Source organism: Arthrobacter sp. C9C5 (genome assembly GCF_013359735.1).
Classification (GTDB): domain Bacteria; phylum Actinomycetota; class Actinomycetes; order Actinomycetales; family Micrococcaceae; genus Arthrobacter.
The window spans coordinates 185,683-197,769 of the sequence record NZ_JABFMX010000006.1; the positions used below are offsets into that span (position 1 = coordinate 185,683).

At 67.0% G+C, this 12,087-nt stretch carries 10 protein-coding genes; 8 read left to right on the plus strand and 2 right to left on the minus strand.

Features of this window, described 5'->3' with window-relative positions:
- Positions 1-56: 56 nt before the first annotated feature.
- From HNO80_RS06820 to HNO80_RS06850, 7 genes are all read left to right on the plus strand, one after another.
- Complete coding sequence (locus HNO80_RS06820; protein ID WP_249777207.1) at positions 57-2,123, plus strand: MDR family MFS transporter; 2,067 nt, start codon at positions 57-59, stop codon at positions 2,121-2,123.
- A 264-nt stretch (positions 2,124-2,387) separates the two neighbouring features.
- A complete protein-coding gene (locus HNO80_RS06825; protein WP_175322083.1) occupies positions 2,388-4,121 on the plus strand; it encodes an ABC transporter ATP-binding protein in 1,734 nt (577 codons plus the stop codon).
- Positions 4,118-6,184: an ABC transporter ATP-binding protein gene (locus HNO80_RS06830; protein WP_283810457.1), complete on the plus strand. Its 2,067-nt coding sequence runs from the start codon at positions 4,118-4,120 to the stop codon at positions 6,182-6,184. The genes HNO80_RS06825 and HNO80_RS06830 overlap by 4 nt, the downstream gene beginning before the upstream one ends.
- 56 nt (positions 6,185-6,240) lie before the next feature.
- Positions 6,241-6,672: an acyl-CoA thioesterase gene (locus HNO80_RS06835; protein WP_175322084.1), complete on the plus strand. Its 432-nt coding sequence runs from the start codon at positions 6,241-6,243 to the stop codon at positions 6,670-6,672.
- An 83-nt stretch (positions 6,673-6,755) separates the two neighbouring features.
- Positions 6,756-7,010, plus strand: coding sequence for a hypothetical protein (locus HNO80_RS06840; protein ID WP_175322085.1), 255 nt, complete (start codon positions 6,756-6,758; stop codon positions 7,008-7,010).
- A gap of 114 nt (positions 7,011-7,124) precedes the next feature.
- The gene (locus HNO80_RS06845) at positions 7,125-9,353 is read left to right on the plus strand and encodes an McrB family protein (protein WP_175322086.1); all 2,229 of its coding nucleotides are present in this window, start codon (positions 7,125-7,127) and stop codon (positions 9,351-9,353) included.
- Entirely contained in the window at positions 9,340-10,581 is a 1,242-nt protein-coding gene (locus HNO80_RS06850) for a 5-methylcytosine restriction system specificity protein McrC (protein ID WP_249777196.1), read from the plus strand. The genes HNO80_RS06845 and HNO80_RS06850 overlap by 14 nt, the downstream gene beginning before the upstream one ends.
- 12 nt (positions 10,582-10,593) lie before the next feature.
- Here the strand turns inward: HNO80_RS06850 and HNO80_RS06855 are convergent, their stop codons facing one another.
- The gene (locus HNO80_RS06855) at positions 10,594-10,851 is read right to left on the minus strand and encodes a hypothetical protein (RefSeq protein WP_175322087.1); all 258 of its coding nucleotides are present in this window, start codon (positions 10,849-10,851) and stop codon (positions 10,594-10,596) included.
- Between the two features lie 119 nt (positions 10,852-10,970).
- Here HNO80_RS06855 and HNO80_RS06860 point away from each other — a divergent pair, with 119 nt between their 5' ends.
- Complete coding sequence (locus tag HNO80_RS06860) at positions 10,971-11,633, plus strand: TetR/AcrR family transcriptional regulator (RefSeq protein WP_175322088.1); 663 nt, start codon at positions 10,971-10,973, stop codon at positions 11,631-11,633.
- 7 nt (positions 11,634-11,640) lie between these two features.
- Here HNO80_RS06860 and HNO80_RS06865 read toward each other — a convergent pair whose 3' ends face one another.
- On the minus strand, positions 11,641-12,063 hold the full coding sequence (locus tag HNO80_RS06865; RefSeq protein ID WP_175322089.1) for a very short patch repair endonuclease: 423 nt from the start codon (positions 12,061-12,063) through the stop codon (positions 11,641-11,643).
- Positions 12,064-12,087: the final 24 nt, after the last annotated feature.

The window sequence follows — 12,087 nt, forward strand, 5'->3', positions numbered from 1 at the left end:
CGGCCCCCACCGCGCAAGCGGCCCCCGCACCGCAACACCACGAACCGCAGGCGGCCATGAGCCACCGGCAGATCATGGAAGCGCTGACCGGCCTGCTGGCGGCGTTCTTCACTGCCATCCTGAGCAGCACCATCGTTGCCAACGCGCTACCCACCATCATGTCCGAGCTCAAGGGCACCCAGACGGACTTCGCCTGGGTCATCACGGCCGCACTGCTGGCCAACGCGGCCACCACCCCGATCTGGGGCAAGCTGGCGGACCTCTTCAACAAGAAAGTCCTCGTCCAGCTCAGCATCGTGATCTTCGTGGCCGGCTCCGTCATGGCGGGCCTGTCCGAGACCATCCCGCTGCTGCTGACCGCCCGCGTCATCCAGGGCATCGCGATGGGCGGCCTCACCGCCCTGGCGCAGGCTATCATCGGCTCGATGATCCCGCCGCGCGACCGCGGCAAGTACTCCGGTTACATGGGCGGCGTCATGGCCGTCGGCACCGCCGGTGGCCCGCTGCTCGGCGGCTTTATCGTGGACAGCCCGCTCGGCTGGCGCTGGACCTTCTTCGTCTGCGTCCCGCTCGCCGTCGTCGCCTTGATCCTGCTGCAGGTCACGCTGAAGATCCAGCACGTCAAGCGCCCGGCCAAGATCGACTGGCTCGGCTCCATCCTGCTGACCTCCGGCGTCAGCCTGCTGCTGATCTGGGTTTCCTTCGCCGGCAACCCCGACTACTACGACTGGTGGTCCTGGCAGACGGTCGCCATGGTGGGCGGCGGCATCGTGCTCCTCGGCCTGCTGGTGCTGGTGGAATCCAAGGTGGCCCAGCCCATCATCCCGCTCAAGATCATCTCGGAGCGCACCACCGCCCTCGCGATCCTCGCCTCCGTGGCCGTCGGCGTGGGCATGTTCGGCTCCTCGACGTTCCTGGGCCAGTACTTCCAGGTGGCCCGCGGTGCCACCCCCACCGAAGCCGGCCTGCTCACGCTGCCCATGATCGCGGGCAACCTGATCGGTTCCGTGCTCTCCGGCCAGCTGATCAGCCGGACCGGCAAGTGGAAGCGTTACCTGATCGCGGGCGCCGTCGCGCTGATCGGCGGCCTCGGCCTGGCCGGCAGCATGGACCACACCACGGAGCTCTGGCTGACCGGGATCTACACGGCCATCCTCGGCATCGGGCTGGGCTTGCTGATGCAGAACCTCGTCCTCGCCGTCCAGAACACGGTCCAGGCCAAGGACATCGGCACGGCCAGCGCCTCGGTTGCCTTCTTCCGGTCCGTCGGCGGCGCCATCGGCGTCTCGGTCCTCGGCGCCGTGCTGGGCAACCGGGTCAAGGATCTTGCCGTGGAAGGCCTCGCTGCCGCCGGAATCAAAGTCCCGGCAGGATCCGCGGGGGCCAGCATGGACCTCAAGGACATGCCCGCGCCGATCCGCGACATCATGCGGGCCGCCTATGGTGACGCGATCGCAGAGGTCTTCCTGATCTCCGCCATCATCGGTCTTGTGGCGCTGGTGGCCATCCTGTTCATCAAGGAAAAGCCGCTGCGCCGCACCGTCGACATCCGGTCGGAAGCCTCGGCCTCCGGCGCGGTCACCGGTTCCGGTGCCGACGTCGACGCCGGGGCAGCTGCCCACGCCGCCGCCGCTTCCGCCCCCGCAGCGGGGCCCGCCACCGCTCCCACGGCGGGGCACGACGCCACCGCGACCGGCATCGTCGACCTGGACCGCGAGTTCATCGAGGTCCTGAGCCGGCAGCGCGCCACCGGGTCCCGTTTCCCCGACTCCGCGAGGCTGGGTGCGGACAACCGCCAGAACAGCGACGGCGAAGCCAGGGCCGAGCGTGAAAGCGCCCGGCTCCGGGCCCGGACCATGGTGGCGGAGGCGCGCGCCGACGACGTCGACGTCGTGCCACTGCTGCTCCAGACCCAGCGGTTGCTGGCCGAGCAGCAGGTGCAGCTGGCGGATGCCCTGCGTGCCGTCCACGAGCAGGCGGCGGAACAGCGCGCGATCGCGGCCGAACAGGCCCGGGTGGCGGAGCAGCTCACCACCCTGCGGCGCCAGCTCGCCAAGGAACGCAAGCTCCAGCGCGCTGCGGCCGACTACATCGCCACGCAGGGCCGGCACCGCGGCGAGTAAACGACCCAACGAAAGCGGTCCCGCGTCTCCCTTCCGGGGGAGCCGCGGGGCCGTTTTTGGACACCTCGGCGCCCCTGACGGTGGCCGAGACAGCGGTTAAGTACAACGATTGGCTGACATCCGCAGCTGGAGGTTTCACCCCGGCACGGGATTTCGTAGAGTGGGACAGCCAAGGCTGTCGGTCCCGGCTGCTAATACTTTCCTTGTTCGTCTGCTGTTCTTCCTCTTCTGCGCTTCATGAACCATTTTTAAGGACCCGTGGGCATGCTTGTCACCCTCATACGGCGCTATTCCAAGCCGTATCTGCCGTACATTGCGGCCGTCATCATCTTCCAGTTGGCCTCCACCATCGCGGCGCTGTACCTGCCCAGCCTCAACGCCCAAATCATCGACGAGGGAGTCTCCCGCGGCGACACGGACTACATCTGGCGCACCGGCGCTCTCATGCTCGGTGTCGCCCTGGTCCAGGTGGTCACCGCGATCGCCGGTGTGTACTTCGGTTCCAAGGCCGCGATGGCGTTCGGCCGGGACCTGCGCCGGGGCGTCTTCCGCAAGGTCAGCAGCTTCTCCGCCAGGGACGTCAACGTCTTCGGCGCCCCGACGCTGATCACCCGCGGCACCAACGACGTCCAGCAGGTCCAGATGCTCATGCTGATGGGGCTGAACTTCATGGTGGCCACGCCCATCATGTGCATCGGCGGCATCGTCATGGCCCTCCGCGAGGACCTGAACCTGTCCTGGCTGGTCTGGGTCTCCGTCCCGCTGCTGGTGGTCGTGGTCGGCTACCTCGTGGTCCGCCTGATGCCGCTGTTCCGTTCCATGCAGGCCAAGATCGACCGGCTCAACGGCATCCTGCGCGAGCAGATCATCGGCATCCGCGTGGTCCGTGCGTTCGTCCGCGAGCCGCACGAAGCGCAGCGCTTTGGCGCCGCCAATAAGGAACTCACCGACGTCTCGCTCAAGATCGGTGCCTTGTTCGTGCTGATGTTCCCGGCGATCGGGATGATCCTGCACGTTTCCACCGCCGCCGTGCTCTGGTTCGGCGGCCAGCGGGTCGACGCCGGGGAGATGCAGGTGGGGTCGCTAACGGCGTTCCTGCAGTACCTCCTGCAGATCCTGATGGCCGTCATGATGGGCACGTTCATGGCGATGATGATCCCGCGCGCCTCCGTCTGCGCGGACCGGATCGGCGAGGTGCTCGACGTCGAACCCTCCATTCACGAGCCGCTCGCCCCCGTGGCGCCCGCCGCCAAAGCCGGCCGGGTGGAGTTCCGGAACGTCTCCTTCGCCTACCCCGGCGCGGAGGCGCCGGTGCTCAGCGACATCAGCTTCACCGCCGAGCCCGGCCAGACCGTCGCGATCATCGGGTCCACCGGCGCCGGCAAGACGACCCTGCTGGCGCTGCTGCCGCGGCTCTTCGACGCCGCCTCCGGCGAGGTGCTGCTCGACGGCGTCCCGGTCACCGAACTGGACCGCGCCGAAATCACCGGGCGCGTCGCGATGGTGCCCCAACGGCCCTACCTGTTCTCCGGCAGCATCGAGCACAATCTGCGCTTCGGCAAGTCCGAAGCGACCGACGAGGAACTCTGGGACGCCCTCACGGTGGCCCAGGCCGCCGACTTCGTCCGTGAAAAGAAGAACGGACTCGGCGCCCGGATTTCCCAGGGCGGCACCAACGTCTCCGGCGGCCAGCGCCAGCGGCTCTGCATCGCCCGCGCACTCGTCACCGAACCCAAGGTCTTCCTGTTCGACGACTCCTTCTCCGCCCTGGATGTCGCCACCGACGCCCGGCTGCGCAAGGCGCTCAAGGCCAAGACCGCGGACGCCACCGTCATCATCGTGGGCCAGCGCGTCTCCACCATCGCCGACGCGGACCAGATCCTCGTACTGGACAACGGCCGGATCGTGGACCGCGGAACCCACGAGGAGCTCCTCGCCAGCTCCAGCACCTACCAGGAAATCGTCGAATCCCAGCTGACCGCGGAGGCCATCGCATGAGCACCAACGAAAAGCTCAGCCACGACGCCGCCGGCAACGCTCCCTACGAAGCGCCCGTCGAGGCCCCCGCCGAGGCCGCCGAGGAGGACTTCTACGAGGAGGAATTCACTCCCGGTGAAGCCGACGGCGGCATGTTCGGCGCCGTGCCGGCGAAGAAGGCCCAGCACTTCTGGCCCTCGGCGAAGCGGCTGATGGGCCTGCTGAAACCCGAGCGGGCCGGCATCGCCGCCGTCCTCGCGATGGTGACAGTCGCCGTCGTCCTCAACGTGATTGCCCCGCGCATCCTCGGCCAGGCGATGGACGTGATCTTCGGGGGAGTGGTCGGCAAGCAGCTGCCGGCCGGCGCCACCAAGGACCAGTTCATCGCCGGACTGCGCTCCCAGGGCCAGGACAACTTCGCGGACATGCTGGCCCGGATGGACGTCGTACCCGGGGTGGGCATCGACTTCCAGAAGCTCGCCTTCCTGATCAGCGTGGTCCTGGTGATGTACTTCGTCGCGAACATTTTCCTGTGGCTGCAAGGGTACGTCCTGAACGTGCTCGTCATGCGCGTGGTCCGCAGGCTGCGCGACGACACTGAGAAGAAGCTGAACAAACTCCCGCTGAACTACTTCGACACCCGCCAGCGCGGCGACACGCTTTCCCGCGTCACGAACGACGTCGACAACATCCAGCAGGCCCTGCAGCAGGCGTTCGCGCAGCTGGTGAACTCCGCCCTGACCGTGATCGGCATCGTGATCATGATGTTCATCGTGTCCTGGCAGCTGGCCCTGATCGCGCTCATCGCCCTCCCGCTCTCGGGGGTTGCCGCCGGCATCATCGGCGCCCGCAGCCAGAAGCTCTTCGCCGCGCAGTGGAAGAACACCGGCGAGCTCAACGGCCAGATCGAGGAGTCGTTCTCCGGCCACGACCTGGTCCGCGTCTTTGGCCGCGACGCCGACATGCTGGCCCGCTTCGACGAACGGAACGAGGAGCTCTACAAGGCCAGCTTCGGCGCCCAGTTCGTCTCCGGCATGATCATGCCGGTCATGCAGTTCGTCTCGTACCTCAGCTACGTGGGGATCGCCGTCGTCGGCGGGCTGCGGGTGGCCTCGGGCGGGATGAGCCTGGGCGACGCCACGGCGTTCATCCAGTACTCGCGTGAGTTCACCCAGCCGCTGGGGCAGATGGCCGGCATGGCCAACATGCTGCAGTCCGGCGTGGCCTCCGCCGAGCGGGTCTTCGAGTTCCTCGACGCCGACGAACAGGACGCCGAGACCGCCGTCGAGCACCTCCCGGCCAAAACCGACGGGCACGTCGAGTTCAAGCACGTCACCTTCAGCTACACGCCGGACAAGCCGCTGATCGAGGACCTGTCCTTCACCGCCGAGCCTGGGCACACCGTGGCCATCGTTGGCCCGACCGGGGCGGGCAAGACCACCCTGGTGAACCTCGTGATGCGCTTCTATGAGCTCAACGCCGGGGCCATCACGCTCGACGGCGTCGACGTCACCCGGCTCAGCCGCGCCGAGCTGCGTTCCAAGGTGGGCATGGTCCTGCAGGACGCGTGGCTATTCGGCGGCACGATTTACGAGAACATCCGCTACGGCAAGCTGGACGCCACCGAGGACCAGATCATGGCGGCGTCGAAGGCCACCTTCGTGGACCGCTTCGTCCGGGCGCTGCCGGAGGGCTACAACACCGTCATCGACGAGGAAGGCAACAACGTCAGCGCCGGGGAGAAGCAGCTGATCACCATTGCGCGCGCCTTCGTGGCCAACCCCTCGCTGCTGATCCTGGACGAGGCCACCAGCTCGGTGGACACCCGCACCGAGGTCCTGGTCCAGAAGGCCATGGCCGCGCTCCGCACCGAGCGGACCAGCTTCGTGATCGCCCACCGCCTCTCCACCATTCGGGACGCGGACACCATCCTGGTGATGGAGGCCGGACGGATCGTCGAACAGGGCCGGCACGCGGAACTCCTGGAACTGCGGGGTGCTTACTACCGCCTGTACATGTCCCAGTTCGCCGGTGAGGACGCCGAGACTTCCCTCGTGGAAGAGCCGACGGCGGTGCACAGCTGAGCGCCGGGACCGGGGCCGGGACCATCGAACCCCAGCGCCTCGAGGTGCAGGTGCCGATGCGCTGGGGCGATATGGACGCCTACGGCCACATCAACAATGTGCAGATCGTCCGGATCCTGGAAGAGGCCCGCATCGCCGCCTTCGGGCCGCCGCGCGGAGCGGGCCTGCCCGGCATTGAACCCCAGGTGTCGCTCTTCAACGACGTCCCGGAGGGCACGCTGGCGCTGGTCGTGGAGCATAAGATCCGCTACGTCCGGACGCTCGAATACCGCAACGTCCCGGCCGTGGTGCAGCTGTGGGTCGGCGCGGTCAAAGGTGCCAGCTTCGACATCCACTACCTGGTCCAGGACCCCGTCACCGGCGAAGACTGCGTCAAGGCGAGCAGCCACCTCGCGTTCGTGGACGAGGCCACCGGGCGGGTGCTGCGGCTGACCCCGGAGCAGAAGGCAAAGCTCGCGCCTTTCGCGGCTGCCCGCCAGACCCACTAGCCCCTACCTCGCGGCCGGGATCGGTCCTAGACTGAACAGGCCCGCGGGAAGCCGGCAGGATGAAAACCTTAGGAGCACGGATCATGGCCAAGCGAAGCAAGATGAAGGCGCGGAAGAAGACCTGGAAAGAACTCTCGCCGATGGCTAAGTTCGGCACCATCACGGCGGCCGTCGTCCAGCTCTCCCTCCTTATTGCCGCCCAGCGCGACATCTCGCGCCGCCCGGCGGAGGAGATCCGCGGCAGCAAAGCGCTCTGGCGGGCAGCCACCCTCATCAACTTCGTCGGCCCGGGCAGCTATTTCACCTTCGGCGTTAAGCGCCGCCCGGCCGTCAAGTAAGGCCCCGACCGCCCCTCTGCGGGCGCTGTGGGAAGCACGGAACGAAGCTACTCACCGGTAGCTAGGATCGACGGCGTGATGCGGGCGTTCAGCTTAAGCCTGTAAATTGAAGGCATGACCCCCAACAAAAAGCCCGCCATGCACCGCGCCCTCGGCATCTCCAAAGAGATCGAAGACGCGGCGTGGTTTGTGCTTGGCCCGGGGCTGCTCGGCAAGGCGTCGCCGCTGGACGGCAGGACCCGGACGTGGTCGGTTGCGGCGGCCTCGGAGTTGCTGGAGCGGCTGGAGCGGGGCATCCCGGACCCCAAGGCGCCGATGATGACCAACCTCCGCGAAAACCTTGAAGGCGCCACCCGCGGGGCTAAGCAGCTGGCCGTGGAGCTATTGTTCCTGCAGTCGCTGCCGCTGGCGCACGAGGTGAAGTCGCTGAAGGTCAAGCGGGCCCGCGTGGCAGAGGCCGCGTCCTGGCTGGAGCCGCCGCTGGAGCTCCCCGACGAACTCTACGCGGGCATGACGGACCACGGCGTGATCCGGGACCGCACCGCTGAGTTCAACTGGACCATCTGGGACCACCTCAAGTGGCTCTGCCGCTTCGTCCGGCATGTCGCCCAGCGACCGGCCGGCGTCGTCCAGGCCGCAATCAAGGACCCGCTGGCCTTCCACGAACTCACCATTGGCACCCCGGAAGACCAGCCCGCCATCCGCCGCAGCATCGAATTCCTGGTCTGGCCGGCCTACTTCGAGCCCGTCGTGGCCGACGTCGAACGCCAGGAGATCAGGGATGCCTTCGCCTCCCTGGTTGGCGGCGCCAAGGGCGACACCGACGAGGAAGTCTCCGCGGACATCCACCGGATCCGGCTGCACCTCGACGAGCAGGCCGGGCAGCGGATCGACTGGTACTCGCGGCAATTGGTCAGCCAGTGGCGGAAGGTGGGCGACCCCGGCCGCCGCGCCTGGCTGCTGCGCAGCCACCACGACAACGCCGAGGTGCTCGCCGCCTGGCAGGAGGAGGAGGCGGTGACGCTCGACGTCGAACATCTCCGCCTGTTGGACCCGGGTGTGACCGCGGGCCTGGTCCAGCACGCCGTGGACGAGGACTACAAGCACCTCAGCTACGTGGAGCGCGAGGACACCAAGACCGCCGTGTTCGCCTTCCTGACCGTGATGAAACCGGGCGACCTCACGCTGTACCAGAACTCCGGGACTGTCCGCGTGGGCGTGGTGCTGGGCGAACCCGAACACCATGATGACAACCGCCGGCTGCGCCGCAAGGTCCGCTGGTTCGACGAGGTCCACTCGACGGCCGAACTGCCCCGCCACGTGCAGCGGCAGCTGGCCAGCTCGGGGCTCATCGTGGACGTCACCCGGGTGATCCAGGCGCTCGAGACCCTGCTCCCGGCCGAAGCCGAGGCAGAGGCCGACGACGGCGCCGAGCTGGACGCCGTCGTCGAGCCCTGCGAGGGATTCCGGCCGCTGACGGCGGAATTCGCCGCTTCCCTGCACATGGACCTCGAACCGCTGCAGGAAATCGCCGAACTGCTGGAGGAAAACCGCCAACTGGTGCTCTACGGCCCGCCCGGCACCGGCAAGACCTACCTGGCCAAGCACCTCGCCGCCGAACTGGCCGGGGACACCAGCGATGAGCGGGTCAAACTCGTCCAGTTCCACCCCTCCTACGCCTACGAGGACTTCTTCGAGGGCTACCGGCCGGACAAGACCGACGAGGGCCAGGTGTCCTTCAAGCTGGTGGCCGGACCGCTCCGCCGGCTGGCCGAGGAGGCCGCCAAACCCGGCAACGAGAGCAAACCGTACTTCCTGATCATCGATGAGATGAATCGGGCCAACCTGGCGAAGGTCTTCGGCGAGCTGTACTTCCTGCTGGAGTACCGCGACGACCGGATCTACCTGCAGTACAGCCCCACGGAGCCGTTCTCGCTGCCGGACAACCTGTACATCATTGGCACCATGAACACCGCGGACCGCTCCATCGCGATGATGGACGCAGCCATCCGCCGCCGGTTCTCCTTCATCGAACTGCATCCCAACACCGAACCGGTGAGGGGCTCGCTGCTGCGCTTCCTGCAGGCCCGCGACCTGGACACGACGCCGGCGCTGCTGCTCGACGAACTGAACAACGCCATCGACGAGTGGGACCGGGACCTGATGATCGGGCCGTCCTACTTCATGAAGAAGGCCGCCCAGACCCCCACCGGGCTGCGCCGGATCTGGAAGTACGAGCTGATGCCGCTGCTGGAGGAGCACTATCACGGCCAGCTCAACCGGGCGCAGCTGGAGGAACGGTTCGGTCTGGAGCAACTGTTGAGCCGCCTTGCGCGCGTCTAGCCTCGCCCCGGCCAGCTCCGTCCGCCACATCGTCCTGGACGAGCTGTCCGGGGGAGTGGTGGAACGGATCGATGCCGGCAGCGCCGCTTACCTCAATGGCAGCGGACTGGCCAAGGCGTCGCCGCTGGGCATGGGCTTGTTCCGGATCGAACCTGTCGGCAAGGTGGGCTCCGTGCGCACCCCCTCAGTGCAGCTGGAAGTGCGGCCCAAGGAGCGGCTGGGCCTCGGCCGGCTGCTGTTCCTGCTCGGCTACACGGAGAACCAGGGCTTCCGGGATGACGCCGTGGCCGCGGTCGAGGACACCGATCTTTGGAGCGCCCTCGCCGAGTCGCTGGCCCAGCTCGCCGACCGGGCCCTCAGCCGCGGGGTGCTGCAGGGCTACCTGAACGTCGACGAGTCGCTCCGCACCGTCAAGGGCCGGATCAGGATGTCGGACCAGATCTCGCGCCGCCCAGGCATGCTGGTGCCGCTTGAGGTCTCCTACGACGAGTTCACCGAGGACATCCCGGAAAACCGCATCCTGCGCGCGGCCCTCGAACGGATGTCGCAGGTGCCGGGGGTGCGGGCCGACGTGCTGAGCAGGCTGCGGCGGTTGAAGGGAAAGCTCGACGCCGTGACGCGCCTACAGTCCGGCCCGCTGCCGCGGTGGCGGGCCAGCCGGATGAACACCCGCTACCACGCGGCCCTGCGGCTCGCCGAGGTCATCCTGCGCAACGCCTCGGCCGAGGCCGGAGACGGCAAGCAGCATTCGGCGGCGTTTGTGGTGGACATGTCCAAGGTCTTCGAGGACTTTGTCGGCATCGCGCTGCGCGAGGCCATGGCCGCGTACCCGGGGGAGATGCGGCTGCGCTACAACTCGATGCTAAATGAGGCGGTGCGGGACTCCGACCGGATCATGGTGCAACCGGGCGCGGTGCATCTGCTCGGCGGCCGTCCCGTGATGGTGTACGACGCGAAGTACAAAGCAGCGTCCGACGTCGGTGCCTCGCTGTCCGCTGACCACTACCGGATGCTCGCGTACTGCACCTCGCTGCGGGTGCCGACGGCGTGGCTGGTCTACGCCGGCGCGGGGGAGATCAAGCTGCGGCGGATCCTCAACACGGATATCGATGTGGTGGAATTTCCGCTGGATCTGTCCCTTCCGCCGTCGGAAATCCTGGCGTCAGTGGCTGACCTGGCCCAGCAGTCGTGGGGCGAAGTGGTCCGCCAGGCGACCATCAGCCGCTGACGGGATACACATCTAAGCGGTGTCGTCCTGCAGGGTCGTGGAGACTGACAGCAGGTGGTTCAGGAGCGCTTTTTCCGGTTCCCCGGGATTGTTGGCGACGTGCCAGCGGAGCTGTTCCCGGACCAAGGCCTCGTCCGGCTTGGTCTCTGCAAGAATCGCCTCGATGATGGCGGAAACCTGACGGCGCAGTGGCTCCAGATCCTCATGTGTTTCGGGGCTCCGGGCGGCGTGCCGCGTGCGGGTCTCGGTAGACAACAACAAGTGTGGCATGGTGCTCTCCTGCGGAGTTAGTAGTATCCCCACGTACTGCCCAATAGAGTCCTAGTCCCCGAGTTTCGATCTTAGCTCAGGGAGACCAGTCTGTCTCGTGTAGCGGTAAGATATTTTTGATGTCTGTTTCAACCAATTCCCAGGCTTCGTCCCCACCGCCCCATGGCGCGGGCGGCGGTGGCGTTCCTGCGTCCGGCGGTGAGATCAACGCCGGTGGTGCTGAGATTACCGGGGTCCGTGAGCGCATTCTGGATGTTGCGTACGAATTATTTTCGCGTCGCGGCGTGCGGGATGTGGGCATCAATGAACTTATCGGCCGCTCCGGGGTGGCGAAAGCCAGCTTCTACCGGCACTTCGGCTCCAAGGACGAGCTGGTGCTGGCTTTCCTGGAGCGCCGCGACCGGCAGTGGACTGTTGCCACGATCATTTCCGAGGCCCGACGCCGGGGGCGCACCCCGGTGGAGCAGCTGCTGGCCATCTTCGATGTGTTCGCCGATTGGTTCGCGCGGGACGACTTTGAGGCCTGCTCCTTCGTGAACATCCTGCTGGAGATGGGTCCATCGCATCCACTGGGCCGGGCAAGCATCGATTACCTCGACAAGATCCGGGGCCATGTGCAACAGCTCGCCGAAGAGGCGGGGCTGGATGATCCGGACGGCTTCGCCCGGTCCTGGTACATCCTGATGAAGGGCTCGATCGTAGCTGCGGCCGGGGGAGACCGGGCTGCCGCCGGCCGGGCACGGGAGATGGCCGAGTGGCTGATTGCACGCCACCAGGGCTAGCGCAGTCTCAGCCGCCAAGGAAACTGTCCAGTTGCTGCTCGAGGGCCGAGAGGTCCTGGAGTTCGCACTCCCAGACGGTGAGCACGTCCCAGCCCGAACTTTCGAGCAGGCGGCGCTGTTCGGCGTCGCGGTCCCGGGTGCGGGTGCGTTTGGTTTCCCAGAACTCCGAGTTTGATTTGGGTGCATGCTGGCCCACCCTGCAGTCATGGAAATGCCAGAAGCAACCGTTGACGAAGATGACTTTATGGCGGCTGGCGAACACCAGGTCGGGGTTTCCGGGGAGCCTGCCGCCGCGGGCGGTCCCGTGCAAGCGGTAACGGTAGCCTTTGGCGTGCAGCATCCGGCGGACCAGCAGTTCGGGCTTGGTGTTCTTCCCCCGGATGCGGGACATGTTCCAGCTGCGCCGCTCCGGGGTCAGACTGTCCGCCATGGTTTAAGTCTAGGCGGCGGCTGT

Bases quoted from the DNA above. Each gene is read 5' to 3' on its own strand.
- HNO80_RS06860 (WP_175322088.1), top strand. From the start codon at position 10,971: ATGTCTGTTTCAACCAATTCCCAGGCTTCGTCCCCACCGCCCCATGGC.
- HNO80_RS06865 (WP_175322089.1), bottom strand. From the start codon at position 12,063: ATGGCGGACAGTCTGACCCCGGAGCGGCGCAGCTGGAACATGTCCCGC.
- HNO80_RS06835 (WP_175322084.1), top strand. From the start codon at position 6,241: ATGCGCTGGGGCGATATGGACGCCTACGGCCACATCAACAATGTGCAG.
- HNO80_RS06845 (WP_175322086.1), top strand. From the start codon at position 7,125: ATGACCCCCAACAAAAAGCCCGCCATGCACCGCGCCCTCGGCATCTCC.
- HNO80_RS06830 (WP_283810457.1), top strand. From the start codon at position 4,118: ATGAGCACCAACGAAAAGCTCAGCCACGACGCCGCCGGCAACGCTCCC.
- HNO80_RS06825 (WP_175322083.1), top strand. From the start codon at position 2,388: ATGCTTGTCACCCTCATACGGCGCTATTCCAAGCCGTATCTGCCGTAC.
- HNO80_RS06840 (WP_175322085.1), top strand. From the start codon at position 6,756: ATGGCCAAGCGAAGCAAGATGAAGGCGCGGAAGAAGACCTGGAAAGAA.
- HNO80_RS06820 (WP_249777207.1), top strand. From the start codon at position 57: ATGAGCCACCGGCAGATCATGGAAGCGCTGACCGGCCTGCTGGCGGCG.
- HNO80_RS06855 (WP_175322087.1), bottom strand. From the start codon at position 10,851: ATGCCACACTTGTTGTTGTCTACCGAGACCCGCACGCGGCACGCCGCC.